The sequence below is a fragment of the Ferrimonas sp. SCSIO 43195 genome, assembly GCF_023716685.1.
In the GTDB taxonomy this organism is placed as follows: Bacteria; Pseudomonadota; Gammaproteobacteria; order Enterobacterales; family Shewanellaceae; genus Ferrimonas; species Ferrimonas kyonanensis.
Map to the genome: position 1 here is coordinate 946,264 of NZ_CP072679.1, position 22,330 is coordinate 968,593.

Annotated in this window: 25 protein-coding genes, 1 other RNA gene and 1 pseudogene; 6 read left to right on the plus strand and 21 right to left on the minus strand. The window is 56.3% G+C overall.

Annotated features, from left to right (window positions below; translation table 11 throughout):
• Positions 1-23 precede the first annotated feature (23 nt).
• The 12 genes from nqrM to J8Z22_RS04600 form a co-directional block, all read right to left on the minus strand.
• Entirely contained in the window at positions 24-254 is a 231-nt protein-coding gene (gene nqrM / locus J8Z22_RS04545; protein WP_028113953.1) for a (Na+)-NQR maturation NqrM, read from the minus strand.
• 50 nt (positions 255-304) lie between these two features.
• Positions 305-1,525, minus strand: coding sequence for an NADH:ubiquinone reductase (Na(+)-transporting) subunit F (gene nqrF / locus J8Z22_RS04550; protein WP_252009065.1), 1,221 nt, complete (start codon positions 1,523-1,525; stop codon positions 305-307).
• 29 nt (positions 1,526-1,554) lie between these two features.
• Positions 1,555-2,163, minus strand: a complete 609-nt coding sequence (gene nqrE / locus J8Z22_RS04555) for an NADH:ubiquinone reductase (Na(+)-transporting) subunit E (protein WP_028113951.1) — start codon at positions 2,161-2,163, stop codon at positions 1,555-1,557.
• Positions 2,164-2,172: 9 nt separating this feature from the next.
• Positions 2,173-2,727 (minus strand): NADH:ubiquinone reductase (Na(+)-transporting) subunit D, encoded by a 555-nt coding sequence (locus J8Z22_RS04560; protein ID WP_371878127.1) that lies wholly within the window; start codon positions 2,725-2,727, stop codon positions 2,173-2,175.
• Between the two features lie 61 nt (positions 2,728-2,788).
• The gene (locus J8Z22_RS04565; RefSeq protein WP_028113949.1) at positions 2,789-3,550 is read right to left on the minus strand and encodes a Na(+)-translocating NADH-quinone reductase subunit C; all 762 of its coding nucleotides are present in this window, start codon (positions 3,548-3,550) and stop codon (positions 2,789-2,791) included.
• Positions 3,540-4,748 carry an NADH:ubiquinone reductase (Na(+)-transporting) subunit B gene (locus J8Z22_RS04570; protein ID WP_252009068.1) on the minus strand — a complete coding sequence of 403 codons (1,209 nt, stop codon included), beginning with the start codon at positions 4,746-4,748 and terminating at the stop codon, positions 3,540-3,542. The genes J8Z22_RS04565 and J8Z22_RS04570 overlap by 11 nt, the downstream gene beginning before the upstream one ends.
• Positions 4,748-6,106 carry a Na(+)-translocating NADH-quinone reductase subunit A gene (locus tag J8Z22_RS04575; protein WP_252009072.1) on the minus strand — a complete coding sequence of 453 codons (1,359 nt, stop codon included), beginning with the start codon at positions 6,104-6,106 and terminating at the stop codon, positions 4,748-4,750. Before J8Z22_RS04575 ends, J8Z22_RS04570 begins: the two co-directional genes overlap by 1 nt.
• 429 nt (positions 6,107-6,535) lie before the next feature.
• Positions 6,536-8,596 (minus strand): heavy metal translocating P-type ATPase, encoded by a 2,061-nt coding sequence (locus tag J8Z22_RS04580; protein ID WP_028113946.1) that lies wholly within the window; start codon positions 8,594-8,596, stop codon positions 6,536-6,538.
• Complete coding sequence (locus J8Z22_RS04585; protein WP_028113945.1) at positions 8,596-8,883, minus strand: YtxH domain-containing protein; 288 nt, start codon at positions 8,881-8,883, stop codon at positions 8,596-8,598. Before J8Z22_RS04585 ends, J8Z22_RS04580 begins: the two co-directional genes overlap by 1 nt.
• Positions 8,867-9,178, minus strand: a complete 312-nt coding sequence (locus J8Z22_RS04590) for a magnetosome protein MamC (protein WP_028113944.1) — start codon at positions 9,176-9,178, stop codon at positions 8,867-8,869. The genes J8Z22_RS04585 and J8Z22_RS04590 overlap by 17 nt, the downstream gene beginning before the upstream one ends.
• The gene (locus J8Z22_RS04595; RefSeq protein ID WP_252009075.1) at positions 9,171-9,863 is read right to left on the minus strand and encodes a hypothetical protein; all 693 of its coding nucleotides are present in this window, start codon (positions 9,861-9,863) and stop codon (positions 9,171-9,173) included. Before J8Z22_RS04595 ends, J8Z22_RS04590 begins: the two co-directional genes overlap by 8 nt.
• Entirely contained in the window at positions 9,856-10,203 is a 348-nt protein-coding gene (locus J8Z22_RS04600; protein ID WP_051252797.1) for an HMA2 domain-containing protein, read from the minus strand. The genes J8Z22_RS04595 and J8Z22_RS04600 overlap by 8 nt, the downstream gene beginning before the upstream one ends.
• Before the next feature lie 150 nt (positions 10,204-10,353).
• On the opposite strand from J8Z22_RS04600, the gene J8Z22_RS04605 reads away from it, so the two are divergent.
• Entirely contained in the window at positions 10,354-10,713 is a 360-nt protein-coding gene (locus J8Z22_RS04605; protein ID WP_156897076.1) for an HMA2 domain-containing protein, read from the plus strand.
• A gap of 127 nt (positions 10,714-10,840) precedes the next feature.
• Here the strand turns inward: J8Z22_RS04605 and J8Z22_RS04610 are convergent, their stop codons facing one another.
• Complete coding sequence (locus tag J8Z22_RS04610; RefSeq protein ID WP_252009078.1) at positions 10,841-11,209, minus strand: hypothetical protein; 369 nt, start codon at positions 11,207-11,209, stop codon at positions 10,841-10,843.
• A 564-nt stretch (positions 11,210-11,773) separates the two neighbouring features.
• Between J8Z22_RS04610 and J8Z22_RS04615 the strand changes: the two genes are divergently transcribed.
• Positions 11,774-14,014 (plus strand): hypothetical protein, encoded by a 2,241-nt coding sequence (locus J8Z22_RS04615; protein ID WP_252009081.1) that lies wholly within the window; start codon positions 11,774-11,776, stop codon positions 14,012-14,014.
• 58 nt (positions 14,015-14,072) lie between these two features.
• Positions 14,073-15,200 carry a Fic family protein gene (locus tag J8Z22_RS04620; protein WP_252009085.1) on the plus strand — a complete coding sequence of 376 codons (1,128 nt, stop codon included), beginning with the start codon at positions 14,073-14,075 and terminating at the stop codon, positions 15,198-15,200.
• Positions 15,201-15,481: 281 nt separating this feature from the next.
• Here the strand turns inward: J8Z22_RS04620 and J8Z22_RS04625 are convergent, their stop codons facing one another.
• The 4 genes from J8Z22_RS04625 to J8Z22_RS04640 form a co-directional block, all read right to left on the minus strand.
• Positions 15,482-15,862, minus strand: a complete 381-nt coding sequence (locus tag J8Z22_RS04625; RefSeq protein WP_252009088.1) for a YkvA family protein — start codon at positions 15,860-15,862, stop codon at positions 15,482-15,484.
• 171 nt (positions 15,863-16,033) lie between these two features.
• Positions 16,034-16,912 (minus strand): HNH endonuclease, encoded by an 879-nt coding sequence (locus J8Z22_RS04630; protein ID WP_252009091.1) that lies wholly within the window; start codon positions 16,910-16,912, stop codon positions 16,034-16,036.
• Positions 16,913-16,992: 80 nt separating this feature from the next.
• The gene (locus J8Z22_RS04635) at positions 16,993-17,226 is read right to left on the minus strand and encodes a helix-turn-helix domain-containing protein (protein WP_252009094.1); all 234 of its coding nucleotides are present in this window, start codon (positions 17,224-17,226) and stop codon (positions 16,993-16,995) included.
• Positions 17,226-17,528, minus strand: a complete 303-nt coding sequence (locus tag J8Z22_RS04640) for a recombinase family protein (RefSeq protein ID WP_252009111.1) — start codon at positions 17,526-17,528, stop codon at positions 17,226-17,228. The genes J8Z22_RS04635 and J8Z22_RS04640 overlap by 1 nt, the downstream gene beginning before the upstream one ends.
• A 528-nt stretch (positions 17,529-18,056) precedes the next feature.
• Between J8Z22_RS04640 and J8Z22_RS04645 the strand changes: the two genes are divergently transcribed.
• Positions 18,057-19,130, plus strand: a complete 1,074-nt coding sequence (locus tag J8Z22_RS04645) for a DUF6765 family protein (protein ID WP_252009116.1) — start codon at positions 18,057-18,059, stop codon at positions 19,128-19,130.
• Positions 19,131-19,192: 62 nt separating this feature from the next.
• On the opposite strand, the gene ssrA is transcribed toward J8Z22_RS04645, so the two are convergent.
• Both ssrA and smpB read right to left on the minus strand, forming a co-directional pair.
• Positions 19,193-19,555: a transfer-messenger RNA gene (ssrA, locus tag J8Z22_RS04650) on the minus strand.
• Between the two features lie 66 nt (positions 19,556-19,621).
• Entirely contained in the window at positions 19,622-20,110 is a 489-nt protein-coding gene (gene smpB, locus J8Z22_RS04655) for an SsrA-binding protein SmpB (protein ID WP_028113941.1), read from the minus strand.
• Between the two features lie 95 nt (positions 20,111-20,205).
• Here smpB and J8Z22_RS04660 point away from each other — a divergent pair, with 95 nt between their 5' ends.
• Together J8Z22_RS04660 and J8Z22_RS04665 are read left to right on the plus strand one after the other, a co-directional pair.
• Entirely contained in the window at positions 20,206-20,640 is a 435-nt protein-coding gene (locus tag J8Z22_RS04660; protein ID WP_028113940.1) for a type II toxin-antitoxin system RatA family toxin, read from the plus strand.
• Positions 20,633-20,932, plus strand: coding sequence for an RnfH family protein (locus tag J8Z22_RS04665; RefSeq protein ID WP_028113939.1), 300 nt, complete (start codon positions 20,633-20,635; stop codon positions 20,930-20,932). The genes J8Z22_RS04660 and J8Z22_RS04665 overlap by 8 nt, the downstream gene beginning before the upstream one ends.
• 56 nt (positions 20,933-20,988) lie before the next feature.
• On the opposite strand, the gene J8Z22_RS04670 is transcribed toward J8Z22_RS04665, so the two are convergent.
• Both J8Z22_RS04670 and J8Z22_RS04675 read right to left on the minus strand, forming a co-directional pair.
• The gene (locus J8Z22_RS04670) at positions 20,989-21,804 is read right to left on the minus strand and encodes a hypothetical protein (RefSeq protein ID WP_252009119.1); all 816 of its coding nucleotides are present in this window, start codon (positions 21,802-21,804) and stop codon (positions 20,989-20,991) included.
• A gap of 108 nt (positions 21,805-21,912) precedes the next feature.
• Positions 21,913-22,299, minus strand: a pseudogene (locus J8Z22_RS04675) (outer membrane protein assembly factor BamE); the annotation flags it as partial.
• Positions 22,300-22,330: the final 31 nt, after the last annotated feature.

The following is a 22,330-nucleotide window of genomic DNA, read 5'->3' on the forward strand; positions in this document are numbered from 1 at the left end:
TCTTTATGCAAGCCCTCGAGGGGTTACAAAATCCGTTGTTGCAGGTACTGTTGGCGGCGCTGCTGCTCCGCTTCGGCGGCCATCCTGGCTTTGCGCTTGTCGCAGGGCTCGGGGCAGTCGCAGGCTTTGTCGATGCCGACTCCGGCCAGGCCACCGCAGGACCCCGCAATGGATTTGCGCCGAAACAGGTACCCCACCGACATGATCAGAATCACCAGCAACATCAGACAAAAGGTGGCAATAAAGGCCGTCATAACTGCTCCTTAACAGACAAAGGGGCAGCCGAAAAGGCTGCCCACGAAGATCAATCGCCGAAGTCATCCAGCAGGATATTCTCATCCTCGACACCCAGCTCTTTAAGCATGGTGATCACCGAGGAGTTCATGATTGGCGGTCCACACATGTAGAATTCACAATCCTCGGGGGCTTTGTGGTTCTTCAGGTAGTTTTCCAGCAGCACAGTATGAATGAAGCCGGTGTAGCCGTCCCAGTTATCGGTCGGCAACGGATCCGACAGCGCCACATGCCACTCGAAGTTGTCGTTCTCGGCCGCCAGGGTATCGAAATCCTCCTGATAGAAGATCTCCCGAGTGGAACGGGCACCGTACCAGAAGCTCATTTTGCGCTTGGTGTGCTTGCCCTTGAGCTGATCGAAGATGTGCGAGCGCATCGGTGCCATACCGGCGCCGCCGCCGATGAAGATCATCTCTGCATCGCTGTCCTCTTTCACGAAGAACTCGCCAAAGGGTCCGGAGATGGTGACCTTGTCGCCGGCCTTGAGGTTAAAGATGAACGACGACATCTTGCCCGGAGGCAGGTCGTTGCTCGGCGGCGTAGCGATGCGCACGTTGAGCATGATCAGGCCTTTCTCATCCGGGTAGTTGGCCATGGAGTAGGCACGCAGTACGTCTTCGTCGACCCGAGACTCCAGCTCGAACAGGTTGTACTTGTCCCAGTCATCACGGTACTCATCCGGAATGTCGAAATCGCTGTACTTGACGTGGTGCGCCGGGGCTTCAATCTGAATGTAGCCACCGGCTTTAAACGGCACCTCTTCCCCTTCCGGAATCTTCAGACGCAGCTCTTTGATGAAGGTGGCGGTGTTGTCGTTGGAGACCACCTCGCACTCCCACTTCTTAACGCCGAAGATCTCCTCCTCCAGCTCCAGCTCCATGTCGCCTTTCACGGCCACCTGGCAGGCGAGACGACAGCCCTCTTTGGCCTCTTTCTTGGTGATGTGATCGCGTTCGGTGGGCAGAATCTCACCACCGCCACTTTTCACATGCACCCGGCATTGACCACAGGTACCGCCGCCGCCACAGGCGGAGGGGATAAAGATGTCCTGGCCCGCCAAGGCGCCCAGCAGTTTATCGCCGGCCGGGGTGGTGACGGTTTTGTTCGGATCGTCGTTGATGCCGATGGTGACGTCGCCACTGGCGACCAGTTTGCTTTTGGCGAACAGAATCACCGCGACCAGCAGGCACACCACCACGGTGAACATGCTGATGCCGATTGCCATTTCCATTGCGTTACCTTCTTAATCTGGTGATTCGGTTACAGAGAGACGCCGGCAAAGGCCATAAAGCCCAGCGCCATCAATCCGGTGGAAATAAAGGTGATGCCAATTCCCTGTAGCCCCTCAGGGATGGCAGAGAACTTCATCCGCTCGCGCAAGCCTGCCAGCAGCACAATGGCCATAGCCCAGCCGGTGCCGGAACCCAGGGCAAACACCACCGATTCGGTCATGTTGTAATCGCGGTTGGCCATGAAGATCACGCCGGCAAAGATGGCGCAGTTGACCGTCAGCAGCGGCAGGAAGATCCCCAGGGTCTGGTACAGGGCCGGCGCGTACTTATCCAGTACCATCTCCAGAATCTGCACCAGGGCGGCAATCACGCCGATGAAGGTGATCAGCTTCAGGTAGCTCAGATCCAGGTTGGGCAGGCCGGCCCAGGCCAGGGCGCCCGGTTTCAGAAAGTTAACGTAGATCAGCTGGTTTACCGGTACCGCCAGCGCCATAACCACGATGACTGCGACGCCAAGGCCAAAGGAGGTGGACACCTTCTTGGACACGGCCAGGAAGGTGCACATGCCCATAAAGAACGACAGCGCCATGTTGTCGATAAAGACCGCCTGCATAAACAGGCTAATGTAATGTTCCATGGAGATTCCTTAGCCTTTTTTGCGCTGAATGACGTGGATGGCCCAGATCATCAGTCCGATCAGGAAGAAGGCGCTGGGGGGCATCTTGAACATCTCGTTGGCCAGGTACAGGCCACCGTTTTCGGCGGTGGTGATCACCTCGTAGCCGAACAGGGTGCCGCTGCCCAGCAGTTCGCGGACAAAGCCGACGCCGATCAGGATCACGCCGTACCCCATGGAGTTACCCAGGGCGTCCACCACTGACATCAGTGGGCCGTGTTTCATGGCGAAGGCTTCCGCCCGCCCCATGACGATGCAGTTGGTGATGATCAGACCAACAAACACCGACAGTTTCTGCGACAGTTCATAGGCCACATCCTGCATCACCATGTCGACCACAATCACCAGCGAGGCGATGACGGTCATCTGGGCGATGATGCGCACGCTGTTGGGGATCATCTTGCGGATCAGCGAGATAATCAGGTTGGAGAACACCAGTACAAAGGTTACCGCCAGGGTCATGACCACGGCGGTTTCCATGGAGTTACTGACCGCCAGGGCGGAGCACACCCCCAGCACCTGCATGGCGACCGGGTTGTTGGCAAAAATCGGGGTTGTCAGAACCTGTTTGGTTGCGTTACTCACCTCAGGCCTCCTTGTTCAGGGTGTTCAGGAAGGTCTGGTAGCCTTCGGGGCCGAACCAGAAGCGCACGGCTTTTTGCAAACCGCGTCCGGTTTTGGTGGCGCCACTGACGCCATCGATGCCGTGGCTGTCGCCGGCTTTGGCGCCGCCTTTGACCACTGCCAGTACCGGCTTGCCGCTGTCGTCGAAGATCTGCTTGTCGTGCCAGCCCTTCAGCCACTGCGGATCCTTGAGGAAATCGGTCAGGCCGGGGGTTTCGCCATGCTCGGAGATCACCAGCCCTTCGATGGTGTTGAGATCGGGCTGAATCGCCACAAAGCCATACACCACAGACCACAGCCCTTTGCCGTGAATCGGCATTACCACGCTGGTCAACTGGCCGTTATCGTCGACGACTTTAAATACTCGGGCCTGATTGGCGCGGCGCTTGATGCGGGCCAGATCTTTTTTGGGTTTGATCGAGGTATCCGGGTTGATGGCTGCCATGCGGTCATCGAAGTCGAGAATCTCTTTTTCGCTCAGGTCGGCGGCCTTGCCGCTGTCCAGGTTCACCAGCACCGGGGTGACGTGCTTGTCGAACATCTCTTCGACGTCGCCCTCAATGTTGGCGGCCACCAGTACGTAGCGCTTCAGCTCACTGCGTTTTTTGACCAGCTTGCGCTCTTTCAGGACTTCGGCGGTGCCGGTAATCATAAAGGAACACAGCAGGCACAACACCACACTGAAGGTCATGGTGCCGAGCACAGAATCTTTATTAAAGGCCATTGCGTGCCTGCCTCCGTTTGATGTTGGCTCGCGCCACCAGGTAATCGAAAATCGGTGCCCACAGGTTGCTGAACAGGATCGCCAGCATCATGCCTTCGGCCATCTTGGGGTTGATGACCCGAATCAATACCGCCATCACCCCGATCAGTACACCGTAGGCCCAGCGGCCTTTACGGGTGTAGGTGCTGGTGACCGGGTCGGTGGCCATAAACAGCATGCCGATGGCAAAACCACCGCTAACCAGGTGCCAGGTCCACGGCATGGCGAACATGGGGTTGGTGGTGGAGCCAATCAGGTTGAACAGGGTGGCGGTAGCGACCATGCCGATGAACACCCCGCCGACAATGCGCCAGGAGGCCAGGCTCGACAGCATCAACAGGCTGCCGCCAATCAGCAGGGCCAGGGTGCTGGTTTCACCGACGGCGCCAGGGGTGAAGCCGAGGAAGGCATCCCACCAGGCGGCGTCACTGAAAGCCTGATACCAGGGGTAGTCGGCAAAGGGGACTTTGCCCGCTGCCGCCTGGGCCAGAGTGGTGGCGCCGCTGAAGCCATCCACGGCCACCAGTTGACCGCTGGCACCAAAGACAGTGGGGTAGGCGAAGTACAGGAACGCCAGGCCGGCCAGAGTGGGGTTGAGGAAGTTGCAGCCCATGCCACCAAACACCTCTTTGGCCATCACCACACCAAAGCTGATGCCCATGGCGACCATCCACAACGGGGTGGAGATTGGCACCACCAGGGCGAACAGCATGGAGGTGACGAAGAAGCCTTCGTGCAGCTCCTGGTTCCGAACCCGGGCAAACACCACTTCCCAGAACAGGTTAACCAGAAGTGCAGTGGCGTAGATAGGCAGGTAGAAGCTGGCGCCGTAGCCAAACAGTGCCACGGCGGAGCTGTTCTGGCCGAGGGGGCCGAACAGGGCGTTAAACACGCCCAGTTGCCAGGCATCGGCGGCGGTCGCACCGGCTTGCAGCGCCAGTTGAGCCTGCAGCCCCTGGTTGTACATGCCAAACAGCATCGCTGGCATCAGGCACAGCATCACCACGTGCATGGTGCGTTTTACGTCGATGCCATCGCGAACGTGCACCTTACCCGACGTCGGCCGGGCATAGGTGATGAACAGCGAGCGCAGGTAATCCTTCATGGAGTTACCGTGGGCGTAGTAGGCGTCCTGGCCACGTTGGTTGTGATCAGTCATTACCCTTCCTTCTCAATAATGTCCAGGCAGGTGCGCAGCTCTTTGCCGAAGTCGTATTTACTCGGGCAGATAAAGGTGCACAGGGCCAAATCTTCTTCGTCCAGCTCCAATGCCCCCAGGGCCTGGGCTTCGTCGGTGTCCTGACAGATCAGGTCACGCAGCAGCAGGGTCGGCAGAATGTCCAGCGGCATCACCTTTTCGAACTGGCCATAGGCCACGATGGCGCGCTTGGAGCCGCCGGAGTGGGTGGTCAGGTCGAATTTCTTGTTGCGGGTGAACAGCGAGGTAACCGCCCGGGCGATGGAGAACCGCTGACGGCTGGGACGGGCCCAGGGCATTAATTGGCGCTGAGTGTCCTCGGTCAGGGCGGAAATCTGGTTATGGTAACGCCCCAGAAAATCCCGTGGGCCGGCGGCGGTGTGGCCAGACAGCAGTGAGCCGGACACCACTCGGGAGAATCCCGGCTTCAATTCCTGCTGCAGCAGTGGCGTTAACTCTGACCCCTGAGGTACTCGAACCAGTCGCGGCTGGGCAACGCTGGGTCCGGCCAGGGAAACCACTCGGTCGGTGTACAGCTCACCGGTGGTGAACAGCTTGCCGACGGCAATGACGTCCTGGTAGCCGATGTGCCACACCTGGCGCTCCAGGCTCACCGGAAGGATATGGTGAATGTGGGTGCCCACCAGCCCGGCCGGGTGGACGCCACCGAAACGATGGCTCTCGACCCGAGGCAGGTCGTGCCCAGGCAGGCTGCCTTGATCGTCATGGCATAGATGAACGCTGTGGTCGGTGAGTGCCGTCAGTACCGCCAGGCCATCGGCAAAGGCGCGTGCCTGTTCGTCGATGATGATTCGGGGATCCGCCGCCAGAGGGTTGGTGTCCATGGCGGTGACAAAGATGCCCGCCGGGGCACTGCCCGGCTGCGGAGCCCGGGAAAACGGACGCGTGCGAAGGGCGGTCCACAGGCCACTGCGAATCAGGTTGGATTGTGCCTGGGTGCGGGACAGTGAGGTCAGGTCGTCGTAGGCATCGAACTGCATCGCCTCTTCGCCTTCGATGCGAATCACCACTGACTGCAGCACCCGGCGGGCCCCCCGGTGGATGGCGGTCACCACGCCACTGGCGGGCGCAGTGTAGATCACCCCTTTGTTCTTTTTGTCTTCGAACAAAGGCTGGCCCTTCTTCACCACGTCACCCACCTCCACCATCATGGTGGGTTTGAGCCCGGCGTACTCTTCGCCAAGCAGGGCTACGTGGGATGGGCTCAGGCTGGATTCAATGAGTTGCCGGGGCTGGCCGGCAATGGGCACATCTAGGCCCTTCGTTATTGTTTTTACCTGGTCTGAGGAACTCGCCATCGCAAACATCAACCGTTAGAAATAGGACGAAAAATGATAAATCACACTTGAACAGACTTCCGATAGAGATGTCACATTTTGGCACTCAAATTGAAAGTTTTTACTTGTAAAGTTACAAGATTAGTGTGGCCGGCTTATCCAATTTGTTAAGGAATAAGCGTTTTTACCCTTCTTAATCATAGGTTTGTGTGATGGTGGCGACATTTGGCGGGCTTTTTGTGCTCGACAACCGGATTTTAAAGATGATCAAGCAACAACATTTCGCGTTTTTCGCGGTCTGACCAGTCGTCTCGAGAACCCGCTGTCACATCGCTGAAGGGGTGGTGGGAAATTGCTCGAATGGCGCAATTTTTCGGCGCCGATTCTGATGGGGAAAATCGGCAAAAAAAAGCGGCGCTTGTGCGCCGCTTTTTGAATCCGGGTTTTCGGTTAGCCGTTGCGGGCTGCCATGGCCCGGGTCAGCACCGCCAGGGTGGTGCCGTTGTGCAACAGCGCACTGGCTGCCGGATTGAGCCAGCCCATGGCGGCGGCCAGCATGATGCCGCTGTTGACCACTTCGGTCAGGCGAATGTTGCTGTTGATCAGCGTCATCGCCTCCTGTGCCAGTTGCCGGGCCTGGGCGATGCCCAACAGGTTGTCCTGCAACAGCACCACGTCAGCCGCCAGATGGGCCAGGTCGGTACCGGTGGCCATGGCCAGGCCGACGTCCGCTTGAGACAAGGCCGGGGCGTCGTTGACGCCATCGCCGACAAACAGCACCTTGTGCCCCTGCTGTTGCAGCTTGTCCACCACTTCGGCTTTGCTGTCCGGAGTCGCTTCGGCGAAGTACAGGTCGAAACCCAGTTCCTCGGTCAACTGACGCGCCTTGGAGGCGGTGTCACCGGTGAGCAGCACCAGGTTGCGAATGCCACTGTCGCGAAGTTGTTGCAGCGTTTGCTGCACCTCCTGGCGCAGGGTATCCCGCAGACCGATCACCCCGATGGGCTGATGTTCATTGGCCATGAACAGCAGATGCTTCCCTTCCGACTCCAACTGGCCGATGGTTTGCTCCAGGCTGCTGAAGTCGACCCCTTCATGGGCTTCCAGGTAGTGGCGGCTGCCAATCACCAGCGGATGATCATTGATGGAGCTTTTCAGTCCATGGGCGATGACGTAATCCACTTCGCCGTGCTCGATATGGGGCAGGGCGTGGTGCTTGGCGGCGTTGACGATGGCCTGGGCCAGCGGGTGATTGCAGTGCTCCTCCACCGAGGCGGCCATGGCCAGCAACTCCTTGGCGTTCTCCTGCTCTCGCAGGCAGATCACGTCGGTCACTTCCAGATCGCCATAGGTCAGGGTACCGGTCTTATCGAACACACAGGTGTCGACCTGAGCCAGGTTTTCCATGGCACGGCCGCCTTTAAGCAGTAGACCCTGCTTGGCGGCACGGTACATCATCGACTTGAAGGTGACCGGTGTGGACAGCTTCAGGGCGCAGGAGTAGTCCACCAGGAATACCGACGCCAGTCGCTCCAGATCCCGGGTCATGGCGAAGACTGCGGTACCGATGGCCAGGGTGATTTTCACCCGTCGTTCGGCCATCTCCTGAGTCGCCAGCTGGGTTTGGCTCTTTTCGCCCAGAGACTGGGCGATGATGGCGGCGATCTGGGCGGTGGTGGTTTCACTGCCGACCTTGTCGATGCGCATCCTGACCTTACCGTCGTGGATGGCGGTGCCGGAATAGAGGTAGGCGCCGTCTTCCCGGCGCACCGGGACCGATTCACCGGTCAGGCTGGCCTGGTTCACCAGGGCCGTGCCGTCGACAATGTGACCGTCGGCGGGCACCATGTCACCCGGTCCCAGCAACACTTCGTCGCTGAGCACCAGTGCCTCGGAACTGATCTGTTGCTCCTGGCCGTCACGGACTACCCATACGGTGCTGTGCTTCGGCTGCATCAGTTCCGCCAGCAGGTTATCGCTGTTGCGACTGGTCTCCTGCTCCATGTACTCACCGGTGGACAGCAGGGTCTGGGTCAGCATGGCGGTCTTGTAATCGCCGCGCCAGGCCGACAGGCCAATGGCGATGGCATCCAGCACCTCCACGCCCAGCTTCTTGTCCTTGAGCTGCTCGACCCCTTCGTTCAGGGTCGGTGCGATCAGGGTCAGGGTGGAGGCGGCGGCGTAGCCTTTGGGAATGAAGCAGGCGGCCAGCAGACCCAGGGTATTGAGCGCAATGTCACCCCGGGTAAACTGGTGCTCACTGTCGCCCTGAACCGCCTGTTGCCAGTCCAGTTGCTGCAGCCGTTCGCTGATTTGCTGGTATTGAATCAGGTCGGCGTCGTAGCTCACAACCAGTGACTGGGCCGCTTCGTTGACCCGAACCGATTGTACGCCTTGCACCGACAGCAGTCCCAGTCGCAGCCACTCCGACAGACCCTCTAAGGGCTGGGCAGCCCCGAGCCTGAAGCGAACGCGTCCGGGAATGTGGTGTTTGACCACAACGTGAGTCATCAGTCTTCCTTATGCAGGTTGCGGTAGTACTCCAGTTCGGCCTGGGTGTCTTCCAGGCGCTCCTTGAGCTCTTCCACTTCACCACGAACCGTTGACCACACCTTGGTGCCGGTGTTGGCAACGCCTTGCTGCACTTTCTTGTTGGACAGCAGGTAGGCCACGGCCGCGCCGGCGACCAACCCGGTCAGCAGGTGGGTGCGGGAGTTCTGGCTCTGGTAAGGCGCAGGCTGAGACTGCACAGGCTGCTGAGCGTAAGGGTAGTAATAGGGATTAGGAGTCTTGTTCATTGCGATTTTCCATTAATTCGTCAATAAGGTAGAGGCTGGCGGCACCGGCGCACAGCACGGTGGCCAGAGACAACACCGGCCTGCCGGCCATCTGTCCGGCCACGGCGGTGGCCACGCCACCGGCCAGACCGGCTTTGGCCGCGTCCTTGAGCACCTTGGTGGTCATGTCGTTCACTGCCAGTTCGCCATTTTGGTACTGAGACCACTGTGATACCGCCGATGCCGTGCCTCCCAGCAAGGCGCTGGCGATCATGGTGCGGCTGGCCGGGCTCAGTTGGTTGGAGCCATTACTCATTACCGGCGTCCGCTTCGGCTACCGGGGCCTCGGCCTGTGGCGCGGCGGCTTGCGGTGCCTTGGCGGCCTCGGGTTGACGATGACGCTCTACGGATTCTTTGAACCCGGCCTTACCGGCGGCGAAAGTATCCTTAAACACATCGCTGGTCATGGAGACGTTGTCGCTGACGCTGGAGGCGGTTTGAGTGGCGGTCTGTTTGACTTTATCGGTACCGGTTTTCAGCATGTCGCCGGCGCCGCTGACCAGGTTCATCAGGTTGCCACGGACGTTGTCGTTACTGAGGATCAGTGCCGCTGCCGCGCCGATCATCGCCCCTTTCCAGAACTCTTTGTCGTCCACACCCAGCTTGTGCATCAGGTCTTTGAAAATACCGGCTTGTTCGCCCATCAGTCCTTCCAGCATCTGCTGACCTTGAGCCATCAGTGGGTCAAAGCCGGAGTCTTGCTGCTGGCCCTGGTGCGGCGGTTGAGCGTAGTGGGGGTGATGGCCGTGGGGCACCTGCTGCTGATGCATCTGTTGGTGCATCTGCTGCATTTGAGGTGGCATCTGCTGCTGCATGTGTGGGTACATTGGCTGATGCATGTGCGGCGGATAGGGGTACATCGCCGGGTGTTGATAATGGGGGTGCATATGGGGGTAACCGTAAGGAGGGTACGCCATGTTTTGCTCGTCCTTGTTACTCATTGTGATTGACTCCGGCTTGATAAATTGGGGTTAAGGTGGTGATCAGTGTGGTGCAGGCATTACTGGCCTGCTGCTCGCATGGGCTAAACAGCTGATCCAGCAGATCAGGGCAAATTACGCCGTGATCGTATTCCAGGATCAGGCTGTTGCTGCTGGTGTTCAGTTGGTAGCGTTTCAATGGCGGAAACTGGGTGGCCTGCTCCATCGCTTTTTCGGCTTTAAATCGCGCCATCTGGGTGATCAGCGTGGAGTTGAACTTCAGTCTTATGCGCCCGGGGATGTGGTGGGCGACGTGCACCCACTGTCTCAGTTTTAAGACTTCTGAAGTCCATTCGGTCATAAATATCAATCAACTAGTGGCAGGAAGAATAAAGCGGATTCTCACACGAAAAAGCATCCAAAAACCTGTCCTGGATCAAAGAATTTCCGTTGTTTTCCTGTAAGAAACAAGCTAGTATAAATGGTAATCAATCTCATTCAGGATGTTGTTATGAGTACCTACATTCACAAGACCGAGCGTCGCCTGCGGGTTCGATCCGAGTTCATTCTCAATCACCCTGAGCAAGTGGCTGAGCTGATTGAGCAACTTAAAGAGATTGACGCGGTACTGAGTGTAACCCATAAGCGTTACGCTGGCTCGGTGGCGATTGTGTTTGATCATAATGAGATCGATGCCGATTCATTACTGGAGACCGTTGAGAGCCATGGCTGGTTACGCAGCCAGCAGCGCAGCGCCTTTGTCGAAAATGCGGTGAAAAACGGTTCTAAGACCCTGGTGAAAGGGGTGGCAATGATGGCGCTGAAGCGAGCCATCGGTCCCACCATGGTCCGTGCGTTGGCGTTTGCCTGATTGTCACTCTTCCTGCGACCTTCAGTGTCGCATCGTTGTGCCCTCGGGGCGTAAAGGTCGTTCTTGTTCCTATTGACGGGCAGTAGACTGGCGCTGCCTATGCCTTTTTCTCACCGCTATTTTCCGATTATAGGGCGAATTTTTTACGGGCGCAGTTGCAGATGCCGCCCATCTTGGCTGGACAGCGCTTGCAGGGAGGGGATTTCAGTGGCAGGCGGGCCAGGGACAGGTTGTTGGTGACGGCTCTGGATTGAGGCGCCTGGGCGGTTGAGTTCATCGGTCGAAAGGTGAGGTTGCCGCCCTCATTAAACCACGACAACAGCGGATTTAGCGGGCCCATCAATTCCCGGGCGGCAGACAGACCGGCATCCTGGGTGATGGACAGCAGTTCACTGCGCACCTGGGGCGACGGGCCCGGCAAGATGCGAGTTGGCTTGGCTGTGGCAGTGCGGCCGGCTTTGGCCAACTTCTTCAACTTTTTCAGCGACGACGACATTTGCTTCCGCTAATAGTTATCATTTGCATCCATTATTGCGGTTTTTGGGCCGCATTTCCATTCTCTTTGGCCGTTGATCGGTACGAAATTTTCGATGCATTGAATCGGCAGTGTCGCAGTGGCAGCGATGGGTCATCGATTCTGTAGGCATTTTTCGTCTTGGGCGGGAGCGATTGCAGCGTTGTTGCTAGGGCAATCTTCCGTTCCGCACCTTCGTTTTTAGCTCACAGCGCTGACTGTCAGTGCCCCGCCCCCTGGCAGAGGGGCTGTGTCTCTTTCCTACCTTTGAAGTCGCCATCGCATGTAACTGGTTGTAACTACTGCCTTTAACCGCCAGGTGCCACATTTATTTCGGTGGTCGTGAGACACTGCCCTGAGGCTTGAGCTCGGTGCTTTCGGTATCGATTGAATTGGATTCGGGTTGGGTTTGGCCGCGGTCTGCGCCTGGGCTGTCATCAGCCATCGCTGGCACTCAGGTAAGTTTCGTCTTTGAATGCCCGGCGCTGTGCGCCAAGGGTGTCGGCAGAACGGTTTCTGCCGCTAACAACCACAAGGACAGGATTTATGTTTAGGACGAACGCACTGGCCCTGGCTCTGGCGGGGCTCAGCCTCGGCGCTCAGGCAACCGGGCTGCCCGACGGCGGCGACGTCGACAGCGGCTTTTATGAAGATCAGGCTGGTTTTCAGCAACTGGCCGAAGGCGTCGAACAGGGCTGGGGCTGGTCGGGCCCGGCCTCCAAGGCCGGCTTGTACAGCCTCGACAGTGATACTCGTGATGAACCCGAGCCGGACCCGGATCCGCTGCCGCCCAGCGAGCCGCGAAAGCTCTATGTGGCTCAGACCGATAGCTCGGATCTGGTGACGTTAAGCTGGGGAGCGTCCAACAGCGTTGGCATTGGTGACGGCTTTAGCTACAAAGTCTATAAGCAGTCCAAAGGCTACGGGCGCCAACTGATTGCCACCCGCAGCCAGGCGGGCAGTGTTAGCCATAATCTGGGCGCTGCCTCGGTGCAGCGACTGGCGGCGGCCGAAGACACCAGCACCAGCACCGATACCGGCACCAGTGACCCGGGGCCGAATGGCGACACTCCGGTGCGGTTTATTGTGGAAGCCTGTAACAGCGCCGGTTGCTCTAGGGATCAGATCAGCCCCTATTACGTGGTCAACCCCAGCGTCAGTGGCAGTACTCAGACGCTGCCGGCAGTGGCGCTGAGCCGACAATTGCTTGCCAGCGCCTCGATAGCGGCCAGGCAAACGCGACTGAAGAGCGCCAACGGTACCGGTTACAGCGGCGGTGAGCTGGCGCTGGCCCGAGGTATGTTGGGGCGGGGCATTGATGCCCTCAAGGGCGAGCCCATTGTCAGCAGCAACTGCTGGGTGGCTCAGGGGGACGCTCGGGTTAACGGCTACCCGCTGCGCATCAATGAGCAGAACTTCAGTTTCACCCAGGTGGATACCTACGAGAAGCTGCAGCGCAGCCTGGGACTGGAGAAGTCCGGTGGCCTGGGGCTGAAATTCGGCGGCTTTAGCTTTGGTTCCTCAGGCCGTAAAGCCCTGTATTCGGAAACCGAGAAGGTTACCGAAACCTCGGTGATTGTGGCTCGCTTTACCGATCATCAGAATCAATTCAGCGCCGAGCCAGCCCAGGTGATGGGCATGGCCAGCCACAATGTGCAGCAGCTGGTGGATGGCCGCAAGCTGGAGTTCCGCAAAGGCTGCGGTGACCGTTACATCGACTCCATTACCACTGGGCGGGAGCTGCTGGCGACCATTCGCATCGTCAATCAAAGCGAGACCTACAGCGAAACCAAGACCACCACCGCCGGCCTCAAAGCCAAGCTCAGCGCCTATGGCGCCGACGGCAACTTTGACACCAGCGAGCGCACCAGTATCAACAACGAGTACAAGAAGTACAGCTTCGAAGTGCTGGTGACTCAGCTCGGGGGCAGTGACAGCAGCAACATCTTGCGCCTCAAGCACCCCAACGCCTTGATGGACGTTTTGCAGCGCTTTTCCGAGTCGGACAACAACGATTTGGTGGTGGTGAAGAGTACCGACCGGGAATACCCGATTCCGGCGCCCATTAGCGGTGACAGCCATTACGACGTATTCGCCAATTATCCCGTCTACCGCGACAAGTTGGCCACCTGGAGTCGCCTGGATGCTCAGGTTCGCGAACGCTGCTGGATGCTGGACAACCAGACCGTGGGCGACGAACCGGCGCTGATGACCGCCGATGCCCTGGGAGAGCAGTTCTATTACAACAACCAGACCCAGTCTGGCATGTGCGATGCCGGTAAGGCGCTGGTGGTGATGAACAGCAGCTACTGCGCCGAGCAGAGCGAGTGGGGCAAGTGCCAACTGCCCAACGACTCGGCCTGCATCGATGGCATCAATGGCGGCCAGTGCATGGATCGCCTCGAACACATCACTTACAAGGGCCCCAGGTACAAGAGTGTGCGCCTGGACGTGTCCCGGGGCGGCTGTGCCATCGGCCCGTGCAAACGCAGTCGCAGTGCTCAGATCTGCTTTAGCAATGACACGGTAATACCGGATTTCTCCCGCAATGAGGTGATCACCGACAGCTACCCCACCAAGCCGGTTGCCGGCATGGTGGTGGAGGTGGATCGCGCCTGGAATGTGAATTACGTGCGCAACTCGGTGGGTCGCAACAGCGCCGGCCATTACTGCCTGAACAGCGATGCCCAGGTGTATGGCAAGGGCGGTTGGGGCTCCGGCGGTCGCTACGAGTCTTTCAATCAGATGTTCGGATTTGAGAGTCGGCTGGTGGGCTACTCACTGTGATTGGATAACCACTTTACGGGGTCGCCACCACGGCCCCGTTTTAGCACCCTGAGACACTATGTACCTAACCAAGATTTGGCCGGCAACCCACGCTGAGTATCAGTGCTTCATTCCGCCGGGATTGAGTGAACAACGAATTCCGTTTCAACAGGCGCCCCGGGCGCCGACGTTTGCCAAAGCGCCGTTACCGGTGGCGTTCGATTACAGCCGTTTTCTGGCCCGTTACCTGGGCGGCGGCGTGTGCCTGAAGCAGGGGCGCACCGTGTCCCGACGCCGATTGGGGTTGATTGCCGCCGGGCTGGCCACCGCCGATCCGCTGGCGGAATCGGTGCATGAGCAGGCCGAGGCTTACCTTCGTGGCATCGAGTTATTACAGGGGCAACCGTTCTCTCAAGCCTTGCTGTGTCAGCTGCACCATACGCTGGATCCCCATCACCCACGTTCCGGCCGCATTCGTGAGGTGCAAAACTGGATTGGTGGCCATTCACCGGACAGTGCCAACTGGGTGCCACCGTCGCCAGAAACTCTACATCGGTTGGTGGGGGACTGGTGCCAGTACGTGCGAGAGGTGTCGCTCTGGAACATCGGTCAGGCCATCGCCTGCACCACACAGTTTATCTGCCTGCACCCGTTTAACGACGGCAACGGTCGAGTGAACCGGGTGCTGTGTGATCACCTGTTTCGGTTGTCGATGGCCAGTGAGGGGCGGTTTGTCAGCCCGATTTTGTATCGACTCAGCCAGCGTCATAAGGGCTATTTCGACACCACTACCGCTCTGGAAGACGGTCAGTGGCAAGGGGTATTTGCCTTCTGGCAGCGGGCGCTGGACTGGAGCGTGGCCATCAGTGCGCGTTTCGATGACTGTGTGCTGAGCGCGCACCGCCAGGTGCAACAGCAGTTGGCCATGCGCCTGCCCAGTGCCGATGCCGCCACCTTGATTGCTACCCTGTATCAGCAGCCGATTACCACTCACCAGCAACTGATGCGCCAGCAGCGCTGGCCCATCGAACGGGCCGATGGCACCTTGAAGGAGTTACTGAGCTATGGCCTGTTGACCGAACACCGCTTGCGTCACCCAAAGGGGCAGCGGGTGTTTGAGTGCCCGATGGTGCTGGCGGCGTGGATGGAGATGGATGCATTGTTGTTTCGCTGTGACGGCAGCCAGGATAGGGGGAATCAGACATAAAAAAAGCCCACCTTGCGGTGGGCTTTTTCAGATGTTTGGTGGAGTCGGGGTCGATTCAGCCCCGATACCTAACCCCCTATCCACACTGGCTTTTTAGTGCGTGGGTTGTGGCACAGTGATGAATAGGAGTCTATGTGATAAGCATCATCCTTTTACTGCCTATCATCATCGTTTTGGATTGCGGCATAGGCGGTATATTACGTACAGCACCAGTATGTAAGGGGATAGCCTGAGTAGAAGGGCCACATCACCATCCATTTTGTTAGTACCTATAGATGAAGTTAGTTTTCGTCGGAGTCGAAAATCTCGCCTGCTTTTTCGTCTGCTCGTGTTTTAACATCATCGTCAATCGAATCAGCGATGGCATACAGAGCCGCTCCGAGTACACCAGCATCGTCGGTGAAACCGAGCATAGGGGTGAGATCTGGAATGGCATCTATTGGGGCCACCAAGTAAACGAGGGCCCCGTAAATAACGGCCTTATGCTTGGAAGTGCAGCTTTTGCTGTCTAGAGCGAAGTAGAGGCGAAAGGCACTCTCTAACGCTTCACGGCCTATTGCCTTAAAGTGCTTCTTGCATGTGTCCAAGAAGTCGCTCTCATGATAATCACTGGCATTTATCTGGCTAGTGTCGAATGCCCCCGATGCTTTGTCATTGCTCATCAGCTTGTTCCTTATTAATAGTGGGGAGTTACTCCCCCGTATTACTTTTGAGTGCACGATACACACTACTTATACCGATATTTAATTGCTTTTATATCTTACTATTCAGTTGTTTAACAACTTTTTATGGTGCAGGACATTGGTTCTTTTCAACACCCGAAGTAAGCGGCCTTATCGGGTTCTGAAGTCCACTCTGATGACGTTTCCGCCGGATTCCGTCTCTATTATTGGAGCTTTTTTGACAACAGGGTTCTGAGCCCACGGTATTCCTGAATTCGATACTGTGATAGCAGTGCCGCAATGGGCATGAAAGCAGTCGGTCATGGTACCAAATCCAATATTAGTGCTTCTGGGGTTGAACTCAATACCAGTGCCCTCGATGACTAAATTGACTTCTACTGCGGTAATTGGATAGCTGAAGGCTGATTGTTCTCTAAGGGGGTGGCTGTTGTATCGCTTGTCGGCATGAGCCTGAGATAGCAACTCTATAAATCTCACATGAAGGTAATCCCCGTTGGGGTAGCGAACTTCTAATTCCTTACCTTGTGGGGGGCTCCTCAGATCTGATGGTTTCCCAATGTTTTCCCATGAGTTTCGGTCAATAACGAGGCGATCCTCTGCACAGAGACTTAACATGTTTACGCTTAGGCGGAGGTAACCATCGGTGTCACGCTTTAACGAAATGACTTCAACGCCATCCATTTCAAGTATTACAGGCGTTTCGTAGTAGAACGAGCCACCTACTACGGCCAGCATCTCATGCCTCAACCAGTCAAGATTACCTCGAACGTGTGCAGCATTCGCCTTATCCTGTTTCAACTCGTGAAGCTGTTCGATTGTGTAGGCATCACCATCGGCTTTTTTATGGTGTTGAGCACAAAGAGCAATCATCCCCTTCGGATCGTTGTGGGGAGCGATATGAACAGGTGGATCAAAGTGATGGTACTCAAGGTATGGATTTCCGCACCCCTTTACTGGGCACCCGAACCCAACTTCTTCACGAAGGGTCTGCTTCACCTTTTCAGGGATTGAGGTTCTTCGTTTACTCACACGCCTGCTCTCCTGATTTCAAAATTGTTGCTCCCCATATCTACGATTAGAGAAAGAAAGGGCGAAGCCCTTTGATATGGTTACCTTTTGGTTGAACGGTACACCGTACTCAGGCTTATTCCAAGTGATTGAGCTATCTGACTTTTGTTCAACCCTTGTGCTTGAAGTTTTGCAACCTCCTTCGTGAGCGATTTCACCTTGTTGGGTCTTCCGAACTTAGTGCCCTTACCCTTTGCAGACTCAATGCCGCCTGCGATCCGCTCCTTCATCAACTCCCGCTCAAAGGCGGCAACGGCTCCAATCATAGTCAGCATCAGCTTGCCAGTGGGGGGGTATCAATGCCCAGATTGAGGATCTTCAAGGCGACGCCCTTGTTAGTGAGGTAGTCGCTGATCTCAAGCAGATGCTTGGTGTTTCGGGCAAGGCGGTCGAGTTTGGTTACGACTACGGTGTCGCCTTCTCGGACATAGTCGAGCATGGCGTCAAGCTGGGGGCGGTGTTGTCGGGCTCCGGAAATCTTTTCCCGGTACACCTTGTCACAGCCTGAAAGTTCTTGCAGTTGGGCATCGAGGTTCTGGCTCTGGGTGCTGACGCGGTAGTATCCAGTGATTGCCATGTTGGCCTCCTAGTCAGTGTCAGATGGAGGAGGTTATGAGAAAACCTGCTCAGAAGTCGAAGCTAGGAGTTTATGGTATGTATTCAAGGGCATTAGATAGGCCGCTTTCGTGTACGCAGTCTGATGAAGAAATTGGGCTCGGAATGCGCAGTCTGGCTTCTAGGCCGACACTGTTGGTAATACTTGACACAACGGTCATGCACAGCAGGTGAGTTGGTGGTTAGTCTTGTTGAAGAAACTCGACGTAAAGCTGACAGAAAAGCACTTGATTTGGCGTATGAGCAGAGAGGTAAGCCTCAAGGCTTGATGCTTCATTCCTGATAAGCCATAAGAGCTGCCGGATCTGCCTGCAATGGCTCTAATGTTTCTACATCACTTAGAGAATTAGCTACCATTGGCTTAGTTCACTACCCGGAGTTAACTGACTACTATCGTGCCGACTTTATGGTTGTCCGTTGATGCCAGTCATAACAATGAGGCCCTTAAAAAAGTAAATTGATCCCTGTGTAACTTCAAGGAGAAGAAATTATGCAGATAGATGGTCATCACACTTTAACTTATGTCGTTTGTCGTTTAGCTGGGATGTCTCATCCTGAGGCACACCTCGTAGCTTACTCAGCAGAGTATGTCGATGAAGCGACTAATGGCGGAGCCATTGGATTTGATAACGGCGCTATGTACCACCGTATATCTTCAGCCCATAAGATGTTGGATTATCGCAATTCTTTGGAATTGGCAAATCACCAAGTCTGGATTCCGTTTCATTTCTTGCCAGGAAATGGAGGTATGGAGGCTGGAACAAATCCAGAAGGAAATTTTATCGACAAGTTAATTTGTCGGCCAGATAGTCCCCCGGCTAGAGATATGCTCAAGGGGGCAGTGAGTGACAAGAATAAACCTTATGCTCTGTTTAGATTAGGTATTGCGTTGCATGTTTATGCTGACACATTTGCTCACCAAGGGTTTGCTGGGGTCATTCATAAAGTCAACGAAGTTTCAGATATTGAGATTATTCAACCCCAAAAGGATGAAAGTCTGTTTGACAAAATTAGTAGCTACTTTGTCAATGAAACCTCTCCTTTGGGCCATGGGGCGTCTCTATCTTACCCGGACAGGCCTTACCTGAAATGGAACTACATTGATGGTCTCGGTCATACTGTTAGTCGGGATAATCATCAAATCTTCTGCGATGCTGCAGACGCGATGTGCCGAGCTATTCAATGCTACTTGGAGGGTGACGTTTCAATGAGTCTAGAAGCTCAATCAGGGTTGCCAGAAGCGGATAGTAATCTCATCAGTGACCTGCTTTTAGAGTTCGATATGGACGATGGCGAGGAACGTCATGAGAAGTGGCTCGAGGTAATTGCACAGGGCGCGTTTTCTTTTGGTAGTGAAAATATCGAGTTCATACCTAAAGGAATTGGGTCCTGGAAACATGAGGCGATTGGTCAAGAGAAGAGCCAGGATGATGAAGATGAGAAGTTTGAGTACAAGCCAGCTTTTCTTCAGTCGAACTGGAAGTTATTCCACGATGCCTTGCAAGCACATCGCTTCGATGTGCTTCATAATATCCTACCTAAGTACGGAATATGTGCTGCGTAGGACAGAGTGCTGAATTATAAGCATAAAAAAAGCCCACCTTGCGGTGGGCTTTTTCAGATGTTTGGTGGAGTCGGGGGGAGTTGAACCCCCGTCCGAAAAACCTACATCCTCGGTACTACATGCTTAGCCGACTCTTTTAGTTAACCCTTCGCAGCGCCGAGCGGCAGGCTTTGCTAGGGCGATCCAGATTAGTTTTAACGCTTTGTCTACTGGAGAAGACGCCACGCGATCCTATATGGCTTGACTACCTGATTCCTCACCCAATAGGCGGGGGGTTGGAGGTAGGCGATCTAACCGCTATTTAGGCGGCGATTGCGTAGTTTTCGTCGTTTGCGACTATTTAAATGCGGCTTTTTTACGAGGCCAACCGCACCTCGGCATGCACCTTGGGTTTCAAGAATCCCGTCGAATCCAAAATCGACCCCAGGAAACTGCAGTATACCACCGAAAGCGCGCTGGCTCCAAGCCCAGGCTGGGCAAGGTTTAAGCGGTTAGCGGTTGGAACCCTTCATGACCCGGGCTTTTTCACGGTCCCAGTCACGTTGTTTGGCGTCATCACGCTTGTCGTGCTGCTTCTTACCGAAGCCCAGACCAAACTCCAGCTTCACCCAGGCCTTCTTCCAGTACATGGCGGTCGGGATCATGCTGTAGCCTTTACGTTCCACCAGACCCATGAGGCGATCCAGTTCCCGGCGCTTGAGCAACAGCTTGCGCAGGCGCAGTGGATCCGCCACCACGTGGGTGGATGCGGTGTTCAGCGGCGTGATGGTGCAGGCGTGAAGGTAAGCCTCGCCATCTTTAATTTGAATGAAGCCTTCGGTCAGGTTTACCTTGCCCATCCGAAGGGACTTAACTTCCCATCCCTGCAGGGACAGACCCGCCTCAATCTTCTCCTCAATGTGGTACTCGTGTCGCGCCTTTTTGTTCAGGGCGATGGTTGAGGAGGTGGGCTTGGATTTCTTTGAATTTTTCTTAGCCATAGGCGCACCATTATACCCGTCTTAGACAGATTTGGTATGACCTTAGACGTTGGATTGGTACAATGGCGGCAGATTATTGATGGGAGATTGAGTGAATGCCGCAGATAAACCGCAGCGCACTGGTTCGATTCAGTGCGCAGCAGATGTACGACCTGGTCAACGACGTGGCGTCTTACCCGCAGTTTCTTCCCGGTTGCGTGGGGGGCGAGGTACACAGCCACGAAGCCGAGCAGATGGTTGCCACGGTTGCGGTGAAAAAAGCGGGCATCGCTCAGAGCTTTACCACCATTAACAGCCTGACCCTGAATGAAAAGGTGTCGATGAAGTTAAAAGAGGGACCGTTCAGCAGTCTGCAGGGCGACTGGAGCTTTAAGGCGCTGACCGACAGCGCCTGCAAAGTGGAGTTGAGCCTGTCGTTTGAATTTGCCAATCCGGTGGCGCAGAAAGCCTTCGGTAAGATCTTTAACGACCTGGCTCAAAATATGGTGATGGCGTTTTCCGAACGTGCCAAGGAGGTTTACCGTGGCTGAAGGGTTTTCTGTGGATGTGGTGTACGCCTTGCCGGACGGGGCAACGGTGATTTCGGTGCAGGCGCATGCGGACAACAGCGCCGAGCAATTGGTGCGTGACAGTGGCATGCTGGCTCGTCATCCGGAAATCGACTTAACCAAGAACAAGCTTGGGGTGTTCAGCCGTCAGGTTAAGGCCGATTACCAGGTACAACCCGGTGAGCGCATCGAGATCTATCGGCCACTGATTGCCGATCCTAAAGAGGTGCGCAAACGTCGCGCCGAACAAGCGAAAGCTCCCAAGGCCAGCTAGGTTGGCTGCGATGGCATGAAAACAGGCTCCCTCGGGAGCCTGTTTGTGTTTGGGGCTCAGTCCAGTCCCAGGGCATCCACCGGGTTGGGGTGGCGAAACCGATAGCCGAGTTGACGCTTGACCTTATCGCAGTTCACCAGCCGGTAGGGGCGAGGATCGGCGATAAAGATTGGCGGTGCCAGTCCGGCCAGTTCGCAGGAGCGGCTGTACAGCTCGCGGCGACTGGGGTGCTCACAGGCACTGGCGTTAAACACCTCGCCCCAGGCGCCCTGTTCGACGATGGCGCTGATGATGCCGATGCAGTCATCGCGGTGAATCATGTTGACCGGATCGTCGGCCCCCCCGAGTTCGCGCCCGGAAAAGTAACGCCCCGGTTGGTATTCGCCGCCAATCAGGCCCGAGAACCGCACCACGGTAGTGCTGACGTGCTTAAGGGAGGTAAAGCAGGCCTCGATGTCCAGCCAGGGACAGTCGCTAAAGGGGGACTCAATCCGCTCTGCATCCGCCTCGGTGACTTCGCTGTTGTTTTGCGGGTACACCGAGGTGGCACTGATGAACACCAGCTTATCGATGGCCGACGCCTCGATGGCGGCCGCTAGGTGGGCCATCTGACGCAGGTAGAACTGAGGTTTACCATCCCCTTTGGAAGGGGGAATGGTGATCACCGCCACTCGGGCATTGAGCAGTGGGTGACCGTCCAGGTCGCTGCTTGGAGTCAGTTGCAGTTGATGCGGAGTGATGCCGGCCTGGCGCAGCAGGGGCAATTTTTCGCTGCGGGTGGTGCTGCCAAGCACCGGGTGGCCGAGATCGGCAAAATGTCGGGCCAGGGGCAGGCCGAGCCAGCCGCAGCCAATGATGGAGATGGGGGTCATGGGCGTGTCCAATTAATTGAGCATGAGAACCATTCTCATTAATTGGGCGGGGGATTGCAAAGACCGGGATCAAAAAAGCCGGCGATGCCGGCTTTTTCGTTAAGGCGTGGTGACCTCTGGGGTGGTCAGCGCCGAGTCGTTCAATGGCGTATTGAATTGCTCCGACAGGGTGTAGTCACCGGTAATCTGGGTTACCTTGTCGTCGCGGAAGCTGACCACAAGCTCTTTGCGGGTCAGTTCGTTGGTGCGGCCATTTTTGTATTGGTACACATAGTACCAGGTGTCATCGGCAAAGCTGTCGCGCAGTACCGGACGGCCAAGAATGAACTCAACCTGCTCCCGGGTCATTTCGATGCGCAGTTTTTCAACCTGATTGTCTTCGATGAAGTTGCCTTGCGGGATGTCAATCTTGTACACCATCCAGTCGAAAACCGAACATCCGCTGAGGGTTACTGCGGCCACTGCCGCCAGTAACAAGTGTTTGAACTGCTTCATGCTGTTTGTTTTTGTCCCCTAAACGTGAGCC